Origin of the sequence: Rhizobium sp. RAF56, from assembly GCF_052113965.1 — a bacterium.
Classification (GTDB): Bacteria; Pseudomonadota; Alphaproteobacteria; order Rhizobiales; family Rhizobiaceae; genus Rhizobium.
Map to the genome: position 1 here is coordinate 118,089 of NZ_JBFRDU010000007.1, position 23,945 is coordinate 142,033.

The 23,945-nt window shown below is 63.7% G+C and carries 17 protein-coding genes and 1 pseudogene; 4 read left to right on the plus strand and 14 right to left on the minus strand.

The window, feature by feature from the left end; translation table 11 throughout:
* Window positions 1-56: 56 nt before the first annotated feature.
* The 3 genes from AB4048_RS07990 to AB4048_RS08000 all read right to left on the minus strand — a co-directional run bounded on the left by AB4048_RS07990 (window position 57) and on the right by AB4048_RS08000 (window position 5,461).
* Window positions 57-2,102 (minus strand): oxidoreductase, encoded by a 2,046-nt coding sequence (locus AB4048_RS07990; RefSeq protein ID WP_442201397.1) that lies wholly within the window; start codon window positions 2,100-2,102, stop codon window positions 57-59.
* Window positions 2,103-2,264: 162 nt separating this feature from the next.
* On the minus strand, window positions 2,265-3,620 hold the full coding sequence (locus tag AB4048_RS07995; RefSeq protein WP_442201398.1) for a putative bifunctional diguanylate cyclase/phosphodiesterase: 1,356 nt from the start codon (window positions 3,618-3,620) through the stop codon (window positions 2,265-2,267).
* A gap of 122 nt (window positions 3,621-3,742) precedes the next feature.
* Entirely contained in the window at window positions 3,743-5,461 is a 1,719-nt protein-coding gene (locus AB4048_RS08000; protein ID WP_442201399.1) for a response regulator, read from the minus strand.
* A gap of 300 nt (window positions 5,462-5,761) precedes the next feature.
* Between AB4048_RS08000 and mutL the strand changes: the two genes are divergently transcribed.
* Window positions 5,762-7,585 carry a DNA mismatch repair endonuclease MutL gene (gene mutL / locus AB4048_RS08005; protein ID WP_442201400.1) on the plus strand — a complete coding sequence of 608 codons (1,824 nt, stop codon included), beginning with the start codon at window positions 5,762-5,764 and terminating at the stop codon, window positions 7,583-7,585.
* A 64-nt stretch (window positions 7,586-7,649) separates the two neighbouring features.
* Window positions 7,650-7,880 carry a DUF2093 domain-containing protein gene (locus AB4048_RS08010; RefSeq protein ID WP_442201401.1) on the plus strand — a complete coding sequence of 77 codons (231 nt, stop codon included), beginning with the start codon at window positions 7,650-7,652 and terminating at the stop codon, window positions 7,878-7,880.
* A gap of 260 nt (window positions 7,881-8,140) precedes the next feature.
* Here the strand turns inward: AB4048_RS08010 and lpxK are convergent, their stop codons facing one another.
* From lpxK to AB4048_RS08040, 6 genes are all read right to left on the minus strand, one after another.
* The gene (gene lpxK, locus AB4048_RS08015) at window positions 8,141-9,184 is read right to left on the minus strand and encodes a tetraacyldisaccharide 4'-kinase (RefSeq protein ID WP_442201402.1); all 1,044 of its coding nucleotides are present in this window, start codon (window positions 9,182-9,184) and stop codon (window positions 8,141-8,143) included.
* Between the two features lie 119 nt (window positions 9,185-9,303).
* A complete protein-coding gene (locus tag AB4048_RS08020; RefSeq protein ID WP_442201403.1) occupies window positions 9,304-10,032 on the minus strand; it encodes an HAD family hydrolase in 729 nt (242 codons plus the stop codon).
* Window positions 10,033-10,042: 10 nt separating this feature from the next.
* The gene (gene waaA, locus AB4048_RS08025; protein ID WP_442201404.1) at window positions 10,043-11,359 is read right to left on the minus strand and encodes a lipid IV(A) 3-deoxy-D-manno-octulosonic acid transferase; all 1,317 of its coding nucleotides are present in this window, start codon (window positions 11,357-11,359) and stop codon (window positions 10,043-10,045) included.
* A 266-nt stretch (window positions 11,360-11,625) separates the two neighbouring features.
* Window positions 11,626-11,877 carry a DUF4170 domain-containing protein gene (locus AB4048_RS08030; protein ID WP_442201405.1) on the minus strand — a complete coding sequence of 84 codons (252 nt, stop codon included), beginning with the start codon at window positions 11,875-11,877 and terminating at the stop codon, window positions 11,626-11,628.
* A 61-nt stretch (window positions 11,878-11,938) separates the two neighbouring features.
* On the minus strand, window positions 11,939-12,748 hold the full coding sequence (locus tag AB4048_RS08035) for a 3'(2'),5'-bisphosphate nucleotidase CysQ (RefSeq protein ID WP_442201406.1): 810 nt from the start codon (window positions 12,746-12,748) through the stop codon (window positions 11,939-11,941).
* Window positions 12,749-12,768: 20 nt separating this feature from the next.
* Complete coding sequence (locus AB4048_RS08040) at window positions 12,769-14,115, minus strand: TldD/PmbA family protein (protein ID WP_442201407.1); 1,347 nt, start codon at window positions 14,113-14,115, stop codon at window positions 12,769-12,771.
* Window positions 14,116-14,228: 113 nt separating this feature from the next.
* Here AB4048_RS08040 and AB4048_RS08045 point away from each other — a divergent pair, with 113 nt between their 5' ends.
* The gene (locus AB4048_RS08045; protein WP_442201408.1) at window positions 14,229-16,040 is read left to right on the plus strand and encodes a monovalent cation:proton antiporter-2 (CPA2) family protein; all 1,812 of its coding nucleotides are present in this window, start codon (window positions 14,229-14,231) and stop codon (window positions 16,038-16,040) included.
* Between the two features lie 19 nt (window positions 16,041-16,059).
* Here the strand turns inward: AB4048_RS08045 and AB4048_RS08050 are convergent, their stop codons facing one another.
* From AB4048_RS08050 to AB4048_RS08060, 3 genes and pseudogenes are all read right to left on the minus strand, one after another.
* Window positions 16,060-16,923 (minus strand): patatin-like phospholipase family protein, encoded by an 864-nt coding sequence (locus AB4048_RS08050; RefSeq protein ID WP_442201409.1) that lies wholly within the window; start codon window positions 16,921-16,923, stop codon window positions 16,060-16,062.
* Between the two features lie 26 nt (window positions 16,924-16,949).
* Window positions 16,950-17,510, minus strand: a complete 561-nt coding sequence (gene rsmD, locus AB4048_RS08055) for a 16S rRNA (guanine(966)-N(2))-methyltransferase RsmD (RefSeq protein WP_442201410.1) — start codon at window positions 17,508-17,510, stop codon at window positions 16,950-16,952.
* A pseudogene (locus tag AB4048_RS08060) lies at window positions 17,491-19,427 on the minus strand (pseudouridine synthase). The gene rsmD and the pseudogene AB4048_RS08060 overlap by 20 nt, the downstream one beginning before the upstream one ends.
* Before the next feature lie 72 nt (window positions 19,428-19,499).
* Here AB4048_RS08060 and AB4048_RS08065 point away from each other — a divergent pair.
* Window positions 19,500-19,958, plus strand: a complete 459-nt coding sequence (locus tag AB4048_RS08065) for a nucleoside deaminase (RefSeq protein WP_442201411.1) — start codon at window positions 19,500-19,502, stop codon at window positions 19,956-19,958.
* A 15-nt stretch (window positions 19,959-19,973) separates the two neighbouring features.
* Here AB4048_RS08065 and AB4048_RS08070 read toward each other — a convergent pair whose 3' ends face one another.
* Entirely contained in the window at window positions 19,974-20,603 is a 630-nt protein-coding gene (locus tag AB4048_RS08070) for a hypothetical protein (RefSeq protein ID WP_442201484.1), read from the minus strand.
* 170 nt (window positions 20,604-20,773) lie between these two features.
* Window positions 20,774-23,698 carry an isoleucine--tRNA ligase gene (ileS, locus tag AB4048_RS08075; RefSeq protein ID WP_442201412.1) on the minus strand — a complete coding sequence of 975 codons (2,925 nt, stop codon included), beginning with the start codon at window positions 23,696-23,698 and terminating at the stop codon, window positions 20,774-20,776.
* Between the last annotated feature and the right edge of the window lie 247 nt (window positions 23,699-23,945).

The window sequence follows — 23,945 nt, forward strand, 5'->3', positions numbered from 1 at the left end:
AAAAAGTGTGAAATGGCTTTCCGTCCGCAATTGCGTGACAAACAGATCCGCTCTGGCTACAGCAACGTACAGTAGCGCAAGGCGTCATATATCGCCGCATGGATGTTTCGGCTGGAGACTGCGTCGCCGATGCGGATGAGATCGAAACCGCCGTCCGCATTGCGCTCGGGAAGTGGCGTCTCGCGCCTCAGCAGCGCGCCATAGTCGACTGCTCCGAGATTGCGCGAAAGCGGCTTCAGTTCGAGATAAAGATCGGCATTGGCCATCGTGCCGTGCTCCACCACGACCTGCGCGACACGCCGCTCCACCACGGCGCTCTCTGAAAAATCCGATCCGAGCACCGCCACCAGAGCATTGCCGTCGCGCCGTACCGACTTGAGGCGCGTATTGATGGTGACGCGAACATGCTTGTCGGCAAAAACCTTGGCGTATGGGACGTGGTTGAGGCCGCCCATTTCGGGCGCGAAGAAGCGCTCGGGCGACACCAGTTCCAGTTCAGCGCCGGTTTCGGCGATCACCTCGGCGGCTGACATGCCCGGATGTCCGCCATTGTCGTCGAAGAGCAGGACCGGGCCTTCGGGTTTGACGGCACCGGCCAGAATGTCCCAGCTGGAGGTGACGAGTTCCTCGCCGGCATCCAGCTCCGGCGATTGCGCAATCCCACCGGTGGCGATGACGACAAGGTCCGGGGCTTCCGCAAGCACCTCGTCCACGCCCGCAAAGACATCGTAGTTTATCGCGACTCCCAGTCTATCCAACTCGGCGACGCGCCAGTCGATGATCCCGATCATCTCCCTGCGTCGCGGATTGCGGATAAGGAGGTTCACCTGCCCCCCCGCCCTGCCCGTCGCTTCCAGCACGGTAACGCTGTGGCCGCGCTCGGCGAGCACGCGGGCCGCCTCGAGCCCCGCCGGGCCAGCGCCGACCACGACGGCACGGCGGGAAACGGCCGCCTTTTCAACGTCGTGCGGAATTTCAGCCTCGCGGCTGGTCGCGGCATTGTGGATACAGAGCGCCTCCCCGCCCTCATAGATGCGATCGAGGCAGTAGGTCGCGCCGACGCAGGGGCGGATACGCATCTCCTCGCCGGCCATGATCTTTTTCACGATATGCGGGTCGGCGATATGGGCACGGGTCATGCCGACCATATCGAGCTTGCCTTCGGCGATTGCATGACGGGCGGTCGCTATGTCGGCGATACGGGCGGCGTGGAAAACCGGAAACTTCGTGATGGCACGCACCTCGCCGGCAAAATCGAGATGCGGCGCGGATGCCATGCCCTGAATTGGGATCACCTTGGCGAGCGGCGCATCGTGATCGATATGGCCGCGAATGATGTTCAGGAAATCGATGCTCCCGGAACGGGCAAGGAGGCTCGCTATCTCGACGCCTTCCTCGCGCGAAAGCCCTTTCTCCCAGTCCTCGTCGGCCACCAGGCGGATGCCGACGATGAAATCCGGTCCGACGGCCTTGCGCACCGCCTCCGTCACCATGGTCGAGAAGCGCATGCGGTTTTCCAGCGAACCGCCGTACTCGTCTTCGCGACGGTTGGTGGCGGGTGACCAGAAGCCGTCCATCAGATGGCCGTAGGCCTCGAATTCGACCCCGTCGAGCCCCGCCGCCTGCATGCGCTGAGCGGCGGCGGCATAGTCCGCGACGATGCGCTCGATGTCCCAGTCTTCCGCCTCCTTCGGAAAGGCGCGATGCGCAGGTTCGCGGATCGGCGAGGGTGCGAGCACCGGCAGCCAGTCGCCGCGGTTCCAGCCCGTTCGACGGCCGAGATGCGTCAGCTGGATCATCACGGCCGCGCCGTGCTCGTGACAGTCCTCCGCGAGCCGCGTCAGCCACGGCACGATCTCGTCGCGATAGGCGTGCAGATTGCCGAAGGAGGGCGGCGAGTCCGCCGATACCACGGCGGAGCCCGCCGTCATGGTGAGCGCGATGCCGCCCTTGGCTTTTTCGACGTGATAGAGTCGGTAGCGATCCTTCGGCATCCCGTCTTCGGAATAGGCCGGCTCGTGCGCCGTGGACATGATGCGGTTTTTCAACGTCAGGTGCTTCAGCTGGTAGGGCTGCAGCAGTGGATCTCTGGAGCTTGCCATTTTCGCCTTCTCACAATCGCGGCACGTGACTACGGCGCCAAGGACGCCGCAGTACTCAAGCAGTAGGCATCATTGCCGAGCGGGCGAGCGAATGCGAGGCTTATTGGCGTCGCCCGCTGGTCACCGTGCGCCTCAAGGCCCGCGCCTGGCAGGCATTGCCCGTCAGGCGGTCGCGTAGTCGGCGAAGCTTGCGTGGGTTTCGTTGAGAAATCGCAGCGTCGCCGCGGCGTCGGCAGGCTTTCCGTAGAAATAGCCCTGCCCCATGGTGCAGCCGAGCGCGCGCAGCTTGGCCGCCTCGGCGGCATCCTCTATGCCCTCGGCCACCACTGTCAGATCGAGCCCCTCGCACAGCGCCACGATCGCCTTGATGATGTGTGCCGAGGCCCGATCCGAATTGATCCTCGAGACAAAGGCCCGGTCGATTTTCACCTTGTCGAAGAGGAAGTCACGCAGCCTGCCGAGGCTCGATTGTCCGGTGCCGAAATCGTCGAGCGAGATGCGCACGCCGGCGGCCTTGAGATCGTCGATGATGCGGTGCGCCGTATCCGCCGACGTCATCACCGCGGTCTCGGTGATTTCAAGCTCAAGGCGGTGCGGGTCGAAACCCACGCGGCCGAGAATGGCAAGAATGCTGCTGCTCGTGCCGGGGTCCATCAGTTGCGCCGAGGACAGATTGACCGACAGGAAGAGCTCGCGCGGCCAGGACAGCGCTGCCTCCGTCGCCTTGCGCAGAAGCGTATCCGAGAGCGCATCGATGAAGCCGCGATCCTCGGCGAGAGGAACGAAGACGGCCGGCGAGACGAAACCCAGATCAGGGTCCTGCCAGCGGGCCAACGCTTCGAAGCCGACGACATGATTGTTGGCGAGCGATACGATCGGCTGGAAATGGACGTCGATGGCGTCCGATATGATGGCATTGCGCAGCGCCTGTTCGAGCTGCGTCGCGCGGCGCATCTCCCGGACGATCTCTTGCGAATAGACCGTTATCTGCCCGCGGCCGCGCCGCTTCGAGCGGTAGAGCGCCGTTTCGGCGCTCTTCAGCAGATCTTCGAATTCGCCGCCTGCGAAAGGATAGATTGCAAAACCGAAGGAAGCCGAAAGGCGCACGTTGCGGTCGCCGAGATCGTAGGGCGCCGACAGCACTTCGCGGATCATCTGGCCGAATTTTTCCGCGCCCACGCGCTCGAAAACGAGCGGCAACACGAAGGCGAACTCATCGCCGCCATGTCGCGTCACGACGGCGCCGTCGGGGATGCAGGCCTTCAGCCGATGCGCGACCTGACAGAGGATTTCATCGCCGGCGGTTGCGCCGAAAAGATCGTTGATCGGTTTGAAGGCATCGAGATTGGCAATGCCGATCGTGAACGGCGCGGGGTCGCTCGCGCGCTCGGCCGCCAGTATCCGCACGCGATCCCGCATCCGATAGCGACTGCCCAATCCGGTCAGCGGATCGGAATAGGACATCGCTTGCAACTCGTTTTGGCTTGCCTGCAAGCGCTGCATTTCAGACGATGACATCGCTATCTCAAGCTATCCTACGTGGAGAGCCGAGCATGGCCGTGAAGTCTTAAGAAACAGCTAGCGGTTGCTTCGCCAAGAGCCGCCTTGGCTTTCGGACAAGGCGGGGTTCGGAGTGACCACTATCCTGCCGCCCGGCTTCCGACGGTCGAAATGAAAGCCTGGAAGACGGTTTCCAGCGTGTCCGGGCTCACCGGCTTCATGATGACGTCGTTCATGCCCGATTGCATGCATGCGGCCCGGTCGCCCTCGAATGCCTGGGTGAGCACGCCGATGATCGGCGTGGAGAAGCCGGTGCCTTCTTCCATTTCGCGGATGAGCCGCGTGGCCTCGAAACCGTCGAGACCGGGCAGCGAAACGTCCATGAGAATGATTGCCGGCCTGCGGTCGTTCCACATGCGGACTGCTTCGTCGCCACTGGCGGCGATGCGATAGCGGTAACCCAGCCCTTCGAGGATCTGCGAGAACACGATCTGGTTGATGTCGTTATCCTCGGCCACGAGGATGTCGAGATCGTCGCTCCCGTCGCCGGTGCTGATCTGCCAGTCGTCCTCGGCGACGAGATCGGAAGCCGTGTGCCGGATTTTGCGGTTGAAATGGCGGGTGATCAGGAAGATCAGCTCGTTGGCGAGTTGGTAGCCGTCCACCTCGAGCGCGGGGATGTGATAGCGCGCGGCATGCTCCAAGGCTTTCAGCCCAAGCTGATTGTCGATGACGACGAGATCGATCCGCACGCCGTGGGTGCTGGCCACGTCGAGAAAGGCGGCTTCCTCGTTTTCGTCGCAAACCGAGCAGGCCTCGAAGCCATATTTCGCCAGCATCTTCAGGGCGGCGGATTCGGCGGCGAGATCGTTTGTGACGACGAGAACCTTGCGCCCTGAAAATTTCTCCGGAACGAAGGTTTCCATCGCCGACGACTTGCGCTCGGACGCGGGCACGAAACCGCGCTTGTGGGAACCGTCCACCGCGGTCGTCACGGACGTGGCCTGCGAGAAATCTTCGAGTTCCCCGTCCTCGCGCGGGAGGTAGTGCATCGTGCCGACGATGAAGTGGCGGCCCGGCTTGCCGATCCGCTGCTTGCGGGTGACGATATCGCGCTCCATGCCGTCGCGAGTGATCTGCCGTTGGCGGGAGACCTCCATTTCGCCGGTGTCCAGCACGTGGCGGTCGCTTTCCTCGAAACGTTCCGCGATGTCCGCGGAGAAGAGATCCCAGCCCTTGCGGCCAAGCACCTCGTCCCGGCTCGTCTGGTACTTGTCGCAAAAAGCCTTGTTGACCGCCACATAGGTCATGTCGCGGTCTTTCACGAAAAGCGGAAACGGCAGGTTGTCGAGAATATCCTCGGTCAGCTGCACGCGCTCGAGATCGACACGCCACTGCTGCTCGCGGTTTCGGTCCTCGGTCGTATCGAAGACGGCGCAGATGCCGTAGCCGTTCGGCAACCGTCGCTTGGTGATGCGAATCCAGCGGTCGCCGGCATATCGCTCGGTGCTCTCATGGCGCTCGCGCCAATGGGTCGCGATCTTTTGTGACACCCAGTCTTCGCGTGTGAGGCTGGCGATCGTCTTTGTCTCGGGCTCGCTCGGCCGGACGGACGTGTCGAAGACCGCTGCGAGCAGGTCTCGCAGCCGGGTGGACGGCTCAAGGAATTTCGGGTCGATCGGAAAGAAATTCAGGACGTGGCGGCTTGCAAACAGGATCAGGTCGTTCCTGTCGTAGATCAGGAATGCCGCCGCCAGCCCATCGCACACAGCGTCGAACAGCGCTGCCTGAAGGCTCGCTTCAGGCCCAGCCGCATCGCCGGTCGCTGCGAAGGCCGCGTTGCCGATCCCGGCGTTCATGTGTCCGATTCCCGCATATGTCCAATATCATCCCGAGCGGTACGCTTAAGGGGAGCAAGCAACATCATGCCGAGACGAAACCCTGACGAGACCGCAGCGGCCATCTTGTGAGGGGTTCGGCGCCCCACCACTGGCCGCAACATCGCGGAACGCGTCCTGCTGAACAGGGCCTTTGCGTCATGCTCGGTCAAATTATGGGCTTTGTCTTAAGCCGCGATTAATATTTGCGATAACTGCTAATATTGCGGTGCAAAAGCGCTTTGCCCTTTTCTCGGGCGCACGAATCCCCGACAATGCGCCATGGCCATTCGACAGCTCTCCGAAACCCTGATCAACCAGATTGCCGCCGGCGAAGTCATTGAGCGACCCGCGAGCGCCGCCAAGGAACTGATCGAAAACGCTCTCGACGCGGGCGCAACCCGCATCGAGATCGCGACAGCCGGCGGCGGCAAGGCATTGTTGCGGGTCAGCGACAACGGCTCGGGCATGGACGCGGCGGATATCGAACTCGCGGTCCGCCGGCATTTTACGTCGAAAATCTCCGAGACGCTGGACGATATCCGAACGCTCGGTTTTCGCGGCGAGGCGCTGCCATCGATCGGCTCGGTGGCGCGGCTTTCAATCGCCAGCCGGAAAGCAGGCAGCGCGGAGGGCGCGGAGATCGCGGTCGCAGGCGGCCGGGTCGTGCATCAGCGCCCCGCTGCAGCCAACCCCGGCACGATCGTGGAGGTGCGCGATCTCTTCTTCGCCACGCCGGCGCGGCTGAAATTCCTGAAGACCGAAAAAGCCGAGGCCGCCGCGATCACCGAAGTGGTCAAGCGCATGGCAATCGCCTTCCCCCGGGTGCGCTTCGTGCTCTCCGGCAGCGACCGGACCACGCTCGAATTTCCTGCCACCGGCGACGACCATCTTGCCCGCATGGCGCAGGTGCTCGGCCGGGAGTTCAAGGAAAATGCGATCGAGCTTGACGCCGAACGCGAGGAGGTGACGCTCACCGGCTTTGCCGGCGTGCCGACCTTCAACCGCGGCAACTCGGCGCACCAATACGCCTTCGTCAACGGTCGTCCGGTGCAGGACAAGCAGATCCTTTCGGCTATCCGCGGGGCCTACGCGGAGACCATTCCGGCAGGGCGTTTCCCGGTTGCGGTGCTCGCGCTGACGCTCGACCCGGCGCTGGTCGACGTCAATGTTCATCCGGCGAAGTCGGACGTGCGCTTCCGCGATCCCGGCCTCGTGCGGGGGCTCATCGTCGGCGCGGTGCGCGAGGCCTTGGCGCGCGGCGGTGACAGGGCGGCAACGACCGGCGCCAGCGACATGCTGCGCTCCTTCCGCCCCGGCTTCCAGCCGGGCTGGCGCCCCTCGCCCGCCCCGCCGACCTGGACGGCCGAGGCCTCGCCTTCGCGGCCCTATTCCGTTGATCCGGGCGGCGATGTCGCGTTTGCGGAACCACCGCAGGCGGCCTTCGAAGCGTTTTCCACTCCTACCGCGCGTGCCGACGCGAACGCGACCCGCGAAGCGCCGCGCCCCGACGAGCCGCCGACACGCTTTCCGCTTGGCGCCGCCCGCGCGCAACTGCACGAGAACTATATCGTCGCGCAGACCGAGGACGGCCTCGTCATCGTCGACCAGCATGCGGCGCATGAGCGCCTCGTCTTCGAGGCGATGCGCAAGGCGCTGCACGCGAAACGGATGCCCTCGCAGGTGCTGCTCATTCCCGAAATCGTCGATCTGCCCGAGGAAGACTGCGACCGGTTGATGGCGCATGCGGAAGGGCTCGGCAACCTCGGCCTCGCGATCGAGCGCTTCGGCCCCGGGGCAATCGCGGTGCGCGAAACGCCGGCGATGTTGGGCGAAATGGATGCGCCGGGCCTGATCCGGCAGCTTGCGGACGAGATCGCCGAGTGGGACACGGCCGCCGGCCTCGCGGCAAAGCTGGAATATGTCGCCGCGACCATGGCCTGCCATGGCTCGGTGCGTTCGGGCCGCCGGCTGCGGCCAGAGGAAATGAACGCGCTTTTACGCCAGATGGAGGCAACGCCCGGCTCCGGCCAGTGCAATCACGGTCGGCCGACCTATATAGAATTGAAGCTCTCCGATATCGAACGCCTGTTCGGCCGGAGCTAAAAAAACTGGAAATGTCGGCCCTGCGGGAGTATGGCAGTCCAGAAAAGCCACTGGGAGACGTGTGATGAATCTGTTCGAGGGACATGGAAACCGCGAGGCGAAAGTTCGCTATCTCGACGGCGACTTCCAGATCCTCATGCCGGGTTCCTATGTCATCTGCGCCATGACCGGCGCGCAGATTCCGCTCGACGAGCTGCGCTACTGGAGCGTCGCACGCCAGGAGCCCTATGCCAGCGTCACCTCAGCCTTCGAGGCCGACAAGCGTGCGGGCGTTCTACCCAATCAGTCGCGCTAGACCGTTTCCGTTTTTTTTCGAAACACGCAAACGCTCCAGCTGTTTGTTTCTACGCAATCCCGGACGGAAAACCGCGTCACACTTTTCCTGGAATTGCTCCAGACCGTTTTCGTTTTTCTTCGAAACACGCAAACATTCTAGCTGTTGGCTTCTACGCAATCCCAGACGGAAAACCGCGTCACACTTTTCCTGGAATTGCTTCAGACCGTTTCCGTTTTTCTTCAATCCGGAAAGACGCTCGTTCGGCCGTCGATAGAACCTCAAGCGCCACTGTTCGACTTCAGTCGCCGCTCCCGGCAGGCCGCGATCGCGCGCTCGATGATCAGATGCGGCGCCTGTGGGTCGGCGAAGGCCATGTTTACCTCGATGACACGGCAGCGGCGCGAAAGCTCCTCCGCCCGGCCGTGGCCGCCGACGAGGCGGACGAAATCCTTGGAGGTCGTGACGATCTCCAGGCCCTCGGCGGTCGCCACGTCGAGAATTTCGTCAACCTCGTCATCGCTCAGGTGCTGGTGGTCGCCGAAGGCGCGCGATGCGGCGATGATCGCGCCGAGCGATTCCACGGTGCGGTAGAATTTGTTCGGGTCGGCAATGCCCGCAAAGGCCAGCACCCTTTTGCCCGCCAGATCCTCGTGGTGGCCCGATACCGCAAGCGATGCCTGGAAGAACGGCTTTCCGGCACGCGCCGCCATACGGACGATCGTGTCGGCGGCATCGCCGTTCCCGACCTTCAGCAGCGCGGAAGCGTGGCGCAATTGACGGCGGATGGGGGCGCGGACCGGACCTCCGGGCACGATATGTCCGTTGCCGACACCGCGAACCGTATCGATGACGACGAGTGCGTAGTCGATGACGAGGCGGGCGCTTTGGAACCCGTCATCCATGATGATGAGATCGACGCCCTCCTTGGCCAGCCGCTCCGCGCCCTCCACCCTGCGGCGGGAGATCACCGTCAAGGCCTCCTGTGCCAAGAGCAGCGGCTCGTCGCCGACCGCGCCGGCAAGATGATGCGCGGGATCCACGACCATCGTCACGTCCAGCGTGCCGCTGTAGCCGCGGCTCAAGAAACCGGGCTTCAACCCCTTTGCCTTGGCGGCGCGCGCAAGCGTCAGCGCCGTCGGCGTCTTGCCGGCGCCGCCGACCGTGAAATTGCCGACGCAGATGACCGGGATTGGAATGGGGGCGCGCTTGGCGTGTGCCATGCGATAGCCGGCAATCCGACCGTAGATGAAGGAAACGGGCGACAGCAGCCATGCCCGCCAATCGGGCTTCGTCCACCAAAAAGGCGGTGCTTCCGATACCATGCGTCCGCGACCCTCCTCGCGGTCCGGTGATGGTTGCGGACCTGCGGCCATTCATTAGTTTTGGGGAAAGAAAAGGCAGATCAACGGAAAAAGCAAGTGCGGCCGAAAATCGAGGGTTCTCAAACCGGCTGCAAAGCCGGCAGGAGGTCCTCAAGCCCGGTGATATCGTCGAACATGTAGTCCGACGCGCGTGCCAGCGATTCCCGCGATCCGGTGCCGGTGAGCACCGCGACCTTCAGTCCCGCCCCGGCGTTCTCACCCATATGCAGGTCGTGATTGTTGTCGCCGACCACAGCGACTTGTTCCGGCTGAAGGCCGGCCCTCTGGCAAAAGCCGAGAACCATCCCCGCTTCCGGCTTGGACCCGAAGCCGCTGTCATAGCCGGCGATATAATCGAGGCAATCGAGGAAGCCGAAGCGAATAGCCGTCTGCCGGATGGAGCGCTCATTGTCGCTGGAGGCGACGCCAAGCCGGTAGCCGCGAGCGCGCATGCGTTTGAAATAGGCCGCAAGATCGGTCACGGGAACAGAGAAATCCGCCGAATGCGAAAAGAGTTCGTCCAGCCTCACGGTCAGTTCGTCGACGTTCATCGGCGAGCCGGCGGCAACCAGGCCCGCCGAAATCTGTCTCGTGTTGGCTGCGGCAAGCAGGCTGTCGGGGACGATATGGCCGGTTACCGGGTCCATTCCACAAGCGCTAAGTAGATGGTCGGCCAGCGCCGGATCGCCCTTTGCGGCGATCGCGGCGAGTTCCCGGTTCACCGGCAGCCAGCTCTCATCATAGTCGAGAAGCGTCCCGTCCTTGTCGAACAGAATGCCCCGGATCGCGCCCAGCCGGCCATCCGCCATAGCTTACCCCTCAGCTCTGCGCCGTCTTCGGCAACAGCCTCGCCTTGACCGTCAGCGGATTGATATAGGGCTCGAGCCCCTTGATCGTGGCCGCCAACGCGCCGCGCATATCATGCACGGTGGCAAAGCCGGCATCGATCATCTTGCGACGCGCAGCGTCGTTGGTCAGAAGATAGTGCACGCCCTTGGCCAGCATCTCGGTGTCGCGCACCATCCGTGCGCTGCCGCTGCGCGCGAGCGCCTGATAGGCGTCGCGGAAATTCTGCACCTGCCCCCCCGACAGGATGGCGCAGCCGAGCATCGCCGGCTCCAGCGGATTTTGCCCGCCTTCGGCAAACAGCGAACGCCCGACGAAGGCGACTTCCGTCAGCCGAAGATAGAGCCCCATCTCGCCGATCGTATCGCCGAGGAAAATATCGACATCCGGGGTCAACGCATCGTCGCGGGTGCGGCGCGCGACCTTCAGGCCCTGCGCCACCAGCATCGCCTCGATGTCGTCGCAACGCTCCGGATGGCGCGGCACGATGATGGTGAGCTGGTGATTGTGATCCTTCAGCGCGCGATGAACGGTGGCGGCGGCACTTTCCTCGCCTTCGAACGTCGAGACCGCCGCCCAGGTCATGCGGTCGCCCAGCTGCTTCTTGTAGCGGGCGAACACTGCCGAATCGTAAGGCGGCGCGTCGGTATCCACCTTGAGATTGCCTGACTGGAGGACCTGTCGGGCCTGGAGATCGCGGAAGCGCTGCGCGTCGATGTCGGACTGCGCGACGACCAGTGCGAAGTTCTCGAACAGCGCCTCGGCAAGCGCCGGCCGCCGGGTCCAGCGGGCGAAGGACCGGTCCGACATGCGCGCGTTGACGAGGATCTGAGGGATATCCTGCCGCCCCAATTCCATGATGGTCATCGGCCAGATTTCCGATTCCGCCATGACAGCGCAATCAGGTTGCCAATAGTCGAGGAAGCGCCGGATGGCCGGTTTCAGATCCAGCGGCACATACTGGTGGATCGCCTCGTCGCCGAGACGCGTCGCGGCAAGCTTTGCCGAAGTGATCGTACCCGTCGTCAGCACCACGTGGATGCCGCGCCTGCGGATTTCGCGAATGAGCGGGATCACCGCCGAGGTCTCGCCGACGCTTGCGGCGTGGAACCAGATGAGCGGTCCCTGCGGCCGGTTGGCGCTTGCAAAGCCGAAGCGCTCGTCGCGACGGGCACGGTCTTCCTTGCCCTTGGCGGCGCGGAAAGCGAGATAAGGGCTGACCAGCGGATAGGCAATCATGCCGGCCAGCCGATAGGCTTCCAGCGCGATGCGCGCTGTCAGGCTGCTCATCTTGGCCGCCTCCGATCCATTCCGGTCTTTTTCAAAGCCGATTCCCAATTATAGTTGCGGCCCGAGGCCGGTCTTCGATGCAGCCGCATCACGTTGCAGACAAGCGAAAACCGAGGCCCGCCGCCCGTCCAGACGTTGGTTTTGAGTATCGATCGAGCCGACCCTACAGCGCCGCGCGTCAAGCCTGACGCGCAAGGGACCCCGTAGCTCTTTGACCTTTGCGTATCGACCGTGCTCCAGATCGAACCGATCTGGAGGGTCGTCCGCTAGCCTTGGTTTTCGCCTTGGCCGTGCGGATCCAGAAGGCGATGCATATGCACGATGAAGTAACGCATGTGGGCGTTGTCGACCGTCTGCTGCGCCTTGGCCTTCCAGGCCGTCAACGCGGACGCATAGTCGGGGAAAATTCCGACAATATCGAGGTCCTTCAGGTCGCGGAATTGAACTTCGCTCAAATTCGAAAGTTCGCCGCCGAATACGAGGTGCAAAAGCTGCTTCTTGCCGCTGGAATCGGTCATTGTCGTCTCTTTCCGTAACTCTCCTCCCACCCTGATCATGTGAGCGATTTTGACGGAAACGTCAACTGTCGCGCCTATGCGCAAGCTGTCGCAGAAGCGCCTTGTGGTGCACAGGTGCGGCCCCGCATAGCTCGCCGTGGACGACCTCGGCGCGGTTGTAGGTGAGCGGCTTGCCTTCGAGGTCGGAGAGCGTGCCGCCGGCGCGCTCGAGGATGAGATCGGCGGCTGCGAGGTCCCAATCGTGAGAGTTGCGCTTGACCAGCGTGCCTTCCAGCCGTCCGTCGGCCACCATGGCGAGCCGGTATGCGAGCGACGGTACATGCTTGACGCGTGTCACACGCTCGCGAAAGTCAGGTTCGCAGCCCGCGAGCATCTCCTCGCTGACCGCCAGCCTGTGTGTATCCTCGCCAGCAGGACCGGAAACATGGATTGGCTCGCCGTTCTTCAGCGCGGCACCGCCGGCAACAGCGGTGTAGAGCTCGCCGAGCGCCGGCGCAAAGAGCACGCCCGCGACCGGCCGACCGCCCCTCACGACCGCCACGCTGACGCACCAGTTCTCCAGCCCCTGCAGGAAGCCGCGCGTGCCGTCGATCGGATCGACCACGAACAGCGTCTCGCAGGCAAGCCGCGCGAGATCGTCGTCCGTCTCCTCCGAAAGCCAGCCATAGGACGGCCGCGCGGATCGAAGCAGCTCGGCAAGCATCTCGTTTGCGGCCAGGTCGGCGGCGCTGACCGGCGAGCGGCCCTCGTTCTTCCACCACACCTCCGGCGACTGGCGAAAATAGGCAAGTGCCACTTCGCCCGCCTTGCGTGCGGCTTGCGAAATCAAGTCGAGATCGCGCTGCCAATCCTGCCCGGCCAAGCCGCTCATGCCAAAAATCCCGTCTCGGCTCAGAGGCCGGCCAGCGTCATGCCCTCGATGGCGAGTGTCGGAGCCGCAACGCCATACTTGCGATCGATATCGTTCGCCTGCGTCACGCGCATGAACATCTCCTTGAGATTGGATGCGATCGTCACTTCGGAAACCGGGAAAGTGAGTTCGCCGTTCTCGATCCAGAAGCCCGTTGCGCCGCGGCTGTATTCGCCGGTGAGCATATTGACCCCCTGCCCGATGAGCTCTGTCACGTAGAAGCCATTGCCGACGCCGCGGATCAGTTCCTCCGGCGAGATGTCGCCCGGTTCCAGCGCAAGGTTGGTGGAAGAAGGCGTCACCGTCGTGCCGCCGCGCACGCCGCGGCCGTTGGTTTCCATGCCGATTTCGCGTCCCGTCGAGGTGGACAGGAACCAGTGCTTCAGCACGCCGTCCTCGATCATCACCATTCGCTCGCCGGTCACGCCCTCGCCGTCGAAAGGCCGCGACGATGGCCCGCGCACGATCAGCGGATCGTCGGTTATCGACAGACCCGCCTTCAACACCTGCTGGCCCATCCGGTCGCGCAGGAAGCTGGTTTTGCGCGCAACCGCAGCGCCGTTGATGGCGCCAGCGATATGGCCGACGAAGCCGCGCGCGACGCGCGGATCGAACACGACGGTCAGATCCTTGCCCGTCGGCACCTGACGCGGCGACAGGCGCTTGACCACGCGCTCGCCGGCGCGGCGGCCGATCTCGCGCGGGTCGTCAAGATCCGCGAAATAGAGGCGGCTGTCGAAATCGTAGTCGCGTTCCATGCCGGTGCCCTCGCCGGCAATGGCGCTGACCGAGCGTCCGAAGCGGGAGCCGACATAGCTGCCGGCAAAGCCGTGCGACGTGGCAAGCACGAGCCCCCCGAACCCCGCAGAGGCGCCAGCACCCGACGAATTGGTAACGCCTGAAACGGCAAGGGCTGCCTCCTCCATCGAGAGCGCCGCCTCGCGCAGCTGGTCTGCCGACACGGTCGTCGGATCGAAGAGCTCAAGATCGGGATAGCTCTTGGCGAGCCGCGACCCGTCCGCAAGGCAGGCATAGGGATCTTCGGGCGAGACCTTCGCCATGGCGACCGCGCGTTCGGCGAGCGCCTTCAGGTCAAAGCCGGGGTTGGCCGACACGCTGGCAACACGCTTGCCGACGAAGACCCTAAGCGAAAAATCGTCGCTCTCGGACGATTCCGTTTCCTCGACCTTGCCGAGGCGGACGCTGACCGATTGCGAGCGGGAGCGCACCACGACTGCGTCGGCCGCATCGGCGCCGGCCTGGCGGGCTAGATCGATCAATTGGGAGGCACGGGAAAGCAGAGGAGCAGAGTCTATTTCTGAGGTCATGATTTGGCCTTTCCTTCACGCTCCATTTATTGTGCACTGGAGAAAGCATCAAGGGCGGCCGCACCGATTCTTGTCCCGCCTGCCTATCACCACCGAAATGAGAGAAATCGCTGATGACAACGCCAAACGCGTTCTTCACGGAAACCCTGCTGCTTCTCGGAGGCGCGGTCGTCACCGCACCGATCTTCAAGAAGCTCGGACTTGGCACCGTGCTCGGCTATCTCGCGGCAGGCGTCATCATCGGCCCGGTGCTGCACGGCATCGGCGACGGGGAATCCGTTTTCGGCGTAGCGGAGCTCGGCGTCGTCTTCCTGCTCTTCATCATCGGGCTCGAGCTGAAGCCCTCCCGGCTCTGGTCCATACGGCAAGACATTTTCGGGCTTGGCACCGCCCAGGTCGTGTTGACCGGGCTTGCGCTGACCGCGATCGCCTATGTCGCCGGCATTGCCGGCTGGCGCGGCTGCATCGTCGCGGGCTTCGGCCTGGCTCTCTCTTCCACCGCCTTCGCCATGCAGATTCTCGAAGGGGACGGCGACGTCAACACGCGCTACGGCCAGCGCTCCTTTTCGATACTGCTCTTCCAGGATCTTGCAATCGTTCCCTTGCTGGCGCTCGTGTCGGTGCTCAACGGTCATGCGGAAGACAGCGGCAATCCGCTCGTCAGCCTTGCCGTCGCCTTTGGCGCCGTCGGCGGGATGATCGTCGCCGGCCGTTATCTTCTGACGCCGCTCTTTCAGGTGATTGCCCGCACCGGCGCACGCGAGGCGATGATCGCGGCCGCCCTTTTCGTCGTCATCGGGGCCGCATCCCTGATGCAGCTTGCCGGCCTGTCGATGGCCATGGGCGCCTTCCTCTCCGGCGTGATGCTTGCCGAGTCCTCCTATCGCCACGAGTTGGAGGCAGACATCGAGCCGTTCCGCGGCGTCCTCCTGGCAATATTCTTCATCGCCGTCGGCCTGTCGCTGCAATTGCAGGTCATCTTCGACAATGCGCTCTTCATCGTTCTTGCCGTTCCGGTCATGATGATCGTCAAGGGCGTCATCCTCTACGCGCTCTGCCGCGCGACCGGTTCGGGCCACGACGATGCCGTGCGTATTGCCTTCCTGCTGCCGCAGGGCGGCGAATTCGGCTTCGTGCTTTTCAGCGCCGCCAGCATCACCGGCCTCCTTACCGAGAGCACCGCTTCGATGTTGATCGCCATTGTCACCCTGTCGATGGCTTTGACGCCGCTCGGAGCCACGCTTTCAAAGCGTCTCCTATCGAAAGACCAGCACGAAGAACTGGACGAGGACTTCGAGGGCGCGGGGGCCGACGTTTTGATGATCGGCTTTTCGCGCTTCGGCCAGATCGCCGCGCAAATTCTGCTCGCCGGCGGCCGAGAGGTGACCGTGATCGACTTTTCCGCCGACCGTATCCGCCAGGCGGCAAACTTCGGATTCCGGATCTATTTCGGCGACGGGACGCGCAAGGACGTGCTGCGCGCCGCCGGCATCGACCGCGCCAAGGTGGTCGTTGTCTGCACCCATGCACGCGAGATCACCGACAAGATCGTGGAGCTCGTGCAGGCGGATTATCCGCATGCACGGATCTTCGTGCGCTCCTACGACCGCATCCATTCGATCGCGCTGCGCAACCGCGGCGTCGACTACGAACTGCGCGAGACGCTGGAATCCGGCCTGCTGTTCGGTCGGCGCACGCTGGAGGAGCTGGGGATCAGCGAAAGCGATGCCTATGAGATCGGAGAAGACATCCGCAAGCGCGACGAGGCGCGGCTGGTGCTGCAGGTCTCGGAAGGCCTCCAGGCGGGGCGCGGCCTGCTGTTCTCGCAACCTGTGAAGCCGGAACCTCTGGTCAAGCCGAAACGCACGGCCGAACTTTTCGACGAGGATATCTCTATGCCCGCAGAGGAAACCGCCAACGCGTAGAGTACGCCCCGAGCTTCGCTCAGGCTCTGGCGCGAAAAGCCGCGTCCAGTGCGAATTTCAGCTCGTCCTTGACGCCCTCAGACGAGGCAAAAATCTCGCGCGCCTTCAGGAAATCGAGGACGCCCGTGCGCCCGACGCTCGGCCGCAGGAAGATCGTCGGCGCCTGCAGCTTGAGCTTCAAGGCGATGCTTGCCTGCATCATCAGCTGGCCCGCGCCGAAAATGCTTTCGATGCGGTTTGGAACCTGGCTGCCGTCTGCCTCCGGGGCGCCAACCACATCGACCGCAACGATGATATCCGCCCGGTCGATCACGTGCTCATAGGGTACGGGATTGATGATACCGCCGTCGATCATCAGGCGGTCGCCGACCTTGACCGGCATGAAGACGGCCGGAATGGCGGCGGATGCGGCGAGCGCCTCGAAGAGATCGCCGGTCTCGGTTACGATTTCCGCCTGGCCGTAATAATCGGTGGCAACCACCTTCAGCGGGATCGTCAGGCTTGAAAATTCGGCCGGGAACGCCGGCGGCAGGAAGGCACGCAGGATACGTTCGAGGTTGAACTGGCCAAGCCGGATACCCCTGACGCTGAGCGGCCGGAGCGCCCAGAGCTTGTTCAGGACCGCGGTCCTGTTACCGACTGTTGCAAGGGTGTAGTCGCGCATTTCGGCACCGGACATGCCCGCCGCCATCGCAGCACCGACGATCGCCCCGAACGAGGCTCCGGCGATCGCAACCGGCCGGATGCCGAGCTCATCGAGCGCTTCGATAACCTGGATATGGGCGAGCCCCCGCGCCCCGCCACATCCGAAGGCGACGGCGACCGAGGGGGTGCCGGATTTTTCACGGGTCAACGCGGCGTCGGCAGCGGGTTTGTGGGCCATGTCCTTCTCGCTTCGGCGCCTTGCGCTCACTCCGGCTGATAGCGGAAGAAATGCATTTTGGTGTCGCCGAACGTCCGTTGCTCGACGAAGACATATGCGAGGGGAACGTTGACGACGACGTCGGCGCGCTCTTCCAGGATAGCGAGCGCACCGGGCGTGAGCCAGCCACCCTTGGCGGCGGCGGCGAACGCCTTCTCGCCGAGCCCTTCCGCATAGGGCGGGTCGGCGAAGAGAAATTGAAACGGCTCCAGATTGCCGACTGAACCGAGATCGGTGGCATCTCGGCGCAGGATGCGGGTGCGGCCGGTAAGGCCAAGCGACTCGATGTTTTCTCTCAGAAGCCCACGACCCTCGACGCTGTTTTCGACGAAGAGGACGTGTCGGCAGCCGCGCGAGGCGGCCTCCAGGCCGACCGCACCGGTTCCGGCAAACACGTCCATCATCCGGGAGTCGTCGATAGTTTCTGGATATGCGTGCGCGAGGATGTTGAACAGGCTCTCACGCGTGCGGTCCGCCGTCGGGCGGATCGCATTCGACTTCGGAACGGCTAGGGAGCGGCCCCGAAATTCACCGCCGACGATCCTCACGACGCGTCAGCCCCGCTTGCCCTTGGCGCCGCCGCCCCTCGGACCGCCGCGCGGCGCGCCGCCGGAGGGTCGTCCGGAAAAGCTCTTTCCGCCTGGCTTGCCGCCGAACGACTTGCCACCCGGCTTGCCACCCGGCTTACCGCCCGGCTTGCCGCCGAAGGATTTGCCGGCCGGCTTCTTGGCGAAGGGACGGTCGCCTTGCGGCCGCTCGCTGCGGCTTTCGCCATCGAAGGATTTTGCGCGGGGACGGTCGCCGAAGGAACGCTCGGTGCGTGGCGAACGATCGTCGCGGTTCGGCCGATCACCCCGATCGGGACGGTCGCCGAATGAGCGCTCCTGCGGACGGCCTTCATTGCGGAACGGTTTTGCGCGCGGCCGGTCGCCCTGTTCGCGAGGCTCGCGATCACTGCGTGGACGATCACCGAACGAACGCTCGGCGCGCGGCGGACGATCGCCCCGGTTCGGGCGATCGCCTCGATCCGGACGGTCGCCGAAGGAGCGCTTGCGCTCGAAACCTTCGTCCTCGCCTCGCGGCTTGCGGACGACCTCTTCGCTCGAACGGATCCACTCGCCCTCTGCGTCACGGGCGCGATTGACCTGCGGGCGCGGGGCTGCGTGCGGGCGATCGAAGTTGCCGCTCTGCGGCCGCTCATCGCGCCCACGCCGTGTATCGGTCTTCGCGTTCTTGGCGGCTTTCGCGGCTGCCTTTTCGCCGAGCGGCCGTGCGCCCGGGGCCATCCAGACGTTGGCGCTGCGCCGCGACCCGAGAGCCGGACGCTTTGGTCGGTCGTCGTCCTTGCGGCCACCGTCGCGGCGGTCGTCCCTGCGATCGTCGCGCTTGGTATCTAGGCGGCTCAGCGCACGCTCGCGCTTGTCGCCGGGCTTTTCCCAACCTTTGTGCTCGCCCTTCGGCGCGCGTTCGGGTTTTGCCGGTCGATGCTCGGCGACGTCCTCGTCGGCATCGTCGGCGGCAATCGCGGGGGCGTTATAAAGCGGCGCGTCGAAATTCGCCTTCGCCTCGTCGATGAGGCGCGGCCCGAGCTGGTCGCGCAGCGTGCGGCCGCGCACCTCCAGCACCCGGCCTTCCGGCAGCTCGCCGAGCTGGAAGGGACCGTAGGAGATGCGGATGAGGCGATTGACGTCGAGACCGAGCGCGCCGAGCACGTTCTTGATCTCGCGGTTCTTGCCTTCGCGCAGCGCCATTGTGATCCAGACATTCGAGCCCTGCGTGCGGTCAAGGGTCGCCTCGATCGAGCCGTAGAGCACGCCGTCGACGGCAATGCCTTCCTTCAGCTTGTCGAGCGCTTCCTGGCCGATTTCGCCATGGGCGCGCACGCGGTATCGGCGCAGCCAGCCGGTGGCCGGAAGTTCCAGAACGCGGGCGAGACCGCCGTCGTTCGTCAGAAGCAACAGGCCTTCCGTGTTGATATCAAGGCGTCCGATCGACATTACGCGCGGCAGTTCCTCCGGCAGGTTGTCGAAGACGGTCGGGCGGCCTTCCGGGTCGGAATTGGTGGTCACCAGCCCCTCAGGCTTGTGATAGAGCCAGAGGCGCGTGCGCTCGATGCCGCGCATCGGCGTGCCGTCCACCTCTATTTTGTCCGCGAGCGTGACGTTCACGACAGGGCTGTCGAGCACGACGCCGTTCAGTCTCACGCGGCCTTCCATGATCATGCGCTCGATATCGCGGCGCGAGGCGACGCCGGCGCGCGCCATGACCTTCGAGATGCGCTCGGCCTTGTCGCCGGTCTGCGGTTCGACCGTTTCGACCTTCGCGGGTCCGACTTTCAAGGGACGCGCCTTCTCGGGCCCGCCTCTTGACGGCTTTTCGTCGCCGCGTTTTGCGAAGGGCTTGCCCTTCCTGTCGGGCGAAAAGGATTTAGAGCCAGGCCGCCTGGGCTTGTCATTCATTGTCATTTGCTATTTGCCTGAGTTTTTAAAGGCTGTCCTACCAGTTTGACGGCCTTGGGGTAAGTGGAAATCGTTTCGATGGTGAAGACAAATCGCTTCATGGAATTGGCGCTTGCGGAAGCACGCGCGGCCGGCGCCCGCGGTGAAATCCCGATCGGCGCGATCGTCGTACTGGACGGCGCCGTCATCAGTCAGACGGGCAATCGCACCCGCGAACTCAACGACGTCACGGCCCACGCCGAGATCGCGGCTATCCGCGAGGCGGCGGCCGCCATCGGAAACGAGCGCCTGAAAGGTGCCGATCTCTACGTGACGCTGGAGCCCTGCACCATGTGCGCGGCGGCGATCTCGTTCGCACGGATCCGCCGGCTCTACTATGGCGCTCAGGACCCGAAAGGCGGCGCCGTGGAAAGCGGCGTGCGCTTCTTCAGCCAGCCGACCTGCCATCACGCCCCGGACGTCTATTCGGGGCTTGCCGAAAGCGACGCGGCCGAGATTTTGAGAGATTTCTTTCAGGTCAAGCGAACGGAAGCGTGAACGAAGCGCTGAGGCTTATTGGAAGGGCATCCACCAGCTGCTCTTCTGCTGAGCGGCCTGGGCATCCTTCTTGCGCTTCTTTTCCTTCTTCAACTCGGGCGTGCCGACATCGTCGATCGCGGCGGCATCGGTGACCTGGCGATACTGCTGCGGCGGATCGACAAGGTAGCGCCGCTGGTCGGTGTAGGTGCCGTCCTGACCATCGCGCGCGGCGCGATAGGCGGCCTGCTGCTGATCGTCGGTGAGCTTGGAGCGGTTGCTATCAGCCGAAGCGAGCGGCGAACGATAGTTCAGATTGTCCTTGTTGTCGTTAGCCTCTTCGGCAAGCCGCTTGCGGGCGTCCTCGGGAGACTCGACCCACTTCGGGTTGTCCTTGCTGGCCAGAGACTGCTGCGGCTGAGCGAGCTGCTCGCGGTTTGCCTGAGCCGGAACGACGAGACCCGGACGGTTCGGATACTTCACGGCCTTGTCCTTCGGCGTTATCGCCGAGACCGAGGCGATATCGCTGAGGTCGTCGAAAAGCTGTTCGCCGGAGGTCTTGCTGGTGCCGTAGGTCGGGCTGCTCATGCAGCCGGAGATCGCGCCGCAGCCCATCACAAGCGCGGTCAAGCAAACACCCCAGCGAACCCTATGCATCGCTATCATAATACCCTTTTCAGCCATGCCGGCGCATTTCGTTACCCGCCACGATCTTAGCCAACTGGCTTAAAAATCGGGCCATTTTCAGGCAGCTTTACCGGATGAACGCAGCAAGTGCAATTCATCCGGTAACTTTCCCAAGGAACTTGTTCGTCTTTGTCTTATTTAGCTTGATCTCACGAAAGATTAGAATCTTCTTTCCTGGCAAGCTCGCGCAGCGCCGCCGCATCACGAGCGGATACGTCCGGATAGTCCGGATCGGAACCGACGTCGGTGGTGATTCGCCACGAACGGGCACATTTGCGACCTTCCGCGAGTTTCGGCTCGACCGACACGCCGGCAACTTCGGGCAGGCGGAAGGCTTCTACGGGACCTTCGCCGCCATCGATGCCGATGTCTGAGGTGATGCAGATCTCCGCGAAATCCTGTCCCTCGAGCGCCGCCCTGAGGTCGGGATCGGTGACGTGGACGACTGGTGCGGCCTCGAGCGACGAGCCGATGCGCTTGTCCTTGCGCTCGATCTCCAACGCGCCTGTCACGACGGAGCGGATGGCGCGAACCTTCTTCCATTTCTCGGCCAACGCCTCGTTGCGCCATTCCGCCGGAATGCTCGGAAACTGCTCGAGATGCACCGAGACGGCAGACGGGTCGCGTGAAAGCCACGCTTCCTCGGTGGTGAAGGGAAGCATCGGGGCAAGCCACGTCACCATGCAATCGAAAATCGCGCGGATGACATGCAGCGCCGAACGTCGGCGCATGCTCGACGGAGCGTCGCAGTAGAGCGTGTCCTTGCGGATATCGAAGTAGAAGGCCGAGAGCTCCACGTTGGCGAAATCGATGAGCGCGCGGGCGATCTTCTTGAACTCGAACGCGTCGTAGCCCTCGCGGACGATCTGGTCGAGTTCCGAGAGCCGGTGCAGCATCAGACGCTCGAGCTCGGGCAGATCGGCAAGAGCGATCACCTCGCCCTTGTCGTGCGCCAGCGTGCCGAGCATCCAGCGGATGGTGTTGCGCAGTTTTCGATAGGCGTCGACATTGGTCTGGATGATGGTCTTGCCGAGGCGCTGGTCTTCCCAATAGTCCGTCGTCATCACCCAAAGGCGAAGGATATCGGCGCCGGCGTCCTTCATGACGTCCTGCGGCACGACGACGTTGCCCTTGGACTTCGACATCTTCTCGCCCTTCTCATCCATGGTGAAACCATGGGTGACGACGGCGTCATAGGGCGCGCGGCCGCGTGTCGCGCAGCTTTCGAGCAGCGACGAGTGGAACCAGCCGCGATGCTGGTCGGAGCCTTCGAGATAGACGTCGGCCGGCCACTTCAGGTCCGGACGGTCCTCCAGCGTGAAGGTGTGGGTCGAGCCGCTGTCGAACCAGACGTCGAGGATGTCCATGACCTGATGCCAGCGGGCGTGGTCGTGATCATTGCCGAGGAAGCGGTCCTTGGCGCCGACGGCGAACCAGGCGTTTGCGCCTTCCGCCTCGAAGGCGTCGAGAATGCGTGCGTTGACCGCTTCGTCGACCAACACGTTGCCGTCCTCATCGGCGAAGATCGCGATCGGCACGCCCCAGGCGCGCTGGCGCGAGAGCACCCAGTCGGGGCGGCCTTCGATCATGGCACGCAGGCGGTTCTGGCCGGCCGCGGGCACGAAGCGCGTGTCGTCGATCGCCGAAAGCGCACGCGAGCGCAGCGTCGAGCCGTCGCCGAAATCCTTGTCCATGTGGACGAACCATTGCGGCGTGTTGCGGAAGATGACCGGCTTCTTCGAACGCCAGGAATGCGGATAGGAATGCTTCAGCCGTCCGCGCGCAAAGAGCGCGTGGCGCGCGATCAGCGCCTTGATGACGCGGTCGTTGGCATCGCCCTTCTTGCCGTTGTCATCCATGACGCGGGCAGCACCGCCTTCGGCATCCGGACCGAAGCCGGGTGCGTCGTGCGTGTAGAAGCCGGCGTCATCGACGGGAAACGGGATGGCGGAGGAAATGCCGCGCGCTTCGAGTTCCCGCGCCTTGTCCGTCCAGGCGTCGAAGTCCTCGCGGCCGTGGCTCGGCGCCGTGTGTACGAAGCCGGTGCCGGCATCGTCGGTGACGTGATCGCCGTCGAGCAGCGGCACCTGGAAATCGTAGCCGCCGCCGAGACCGTGCAGCGGATGAGCGCAGGTGATGGCCGCCAGATCATCGGCCGAGACATCACGCAGGAAGGTGAAGGTGAGTTTCGCCTTGGCGGCAGCCTCTTCGGCCAAGCGCTTGGCAAAGATCAGCTTCTCGCCGGGTTGCGGGCCGAAATCGTTCTCGGCCGTCGCCACCTCGTAGAGCCCGTAAGGATAGCGCGCCGAATAGGAAATCGCGCGATTGCCGGGGATCGTCCAGGGCGTAGTGGTCCAGATGACGACGAAGGGGCCGGCGAACCCGTCCGGTCCCTGCGTGACCGGGAACTTCACCCAGATCATGTCGCTCTCGACGTCGGCATATTCGACTTCGGCTTCCGCCAGTGCCGTTCGTTCGACCACCGACCACATGATCGGCTTCGAGCCACGATAGAGCTGGCCGGACCTGGCGATCTTCAACAGCTCGCCGGCAATCCGCGCTTCGGCGTGGAAATTCATGGTCGTGTAGGGATTGTCGAAGTCGCCTTCGATGCCGAGGCGCTTGAACTCCTCCGCCTGGATCTTGATCCAGCCGGCGGCGAAGTCGCGGCATTCCTGGCGGAATTCGTTGACCGGAACCTCGTCCTTGTTCTTGCCCTTCTCGCGATACTTTTCCTCGATCTTCCACTCGATCGGCAGACCGTGGCAGTCCCAGCCCGGAACGTAGTTCGCGTCATAGCCGCGCATCTGGAACGAACGGGTGATGACGTCTTTCAGGATCTTGTTCAGCGCGTGGCCGATGTGGATATTGCCGTTGGCATAGGGCGGGCCGTCGTGCAGGACGAATTTTTCGCGGCCGGCGGCGGAGGCGCGGAGTTGTTTGTAAAGACCCATGCGCTGCCAGCGGGCAACAGTCTCGGGCTCCTTCTGCGGCAGGCCGGCGCGCATCGGGAAATCGGTCTCGGGCAAATAGAGGGTCTTCGAATAGTCGATCTTTTCGGCGGTGTCGGTCATTGTCGTGGCAATCGTCTCTTGGCACCCACGGGCGGGCGCATCCAGTTTGGGATTTTCGGTGACGGAGCGGCGCTTCAAAAAGCGCCAAAAACCCGGACCCTCCCGCAGATCACTGCGCGCGGAAGGCCGGGCCAATAATTCGTATTGCTATAGACAGCCGAAATTGGGTCATCGCCGCCGGTTCATAGGCGTTTTCACCGGGAAAAGGAAGAGGAGAATTGGCCGAGTGAGGGCGTGCCAAAAGCGA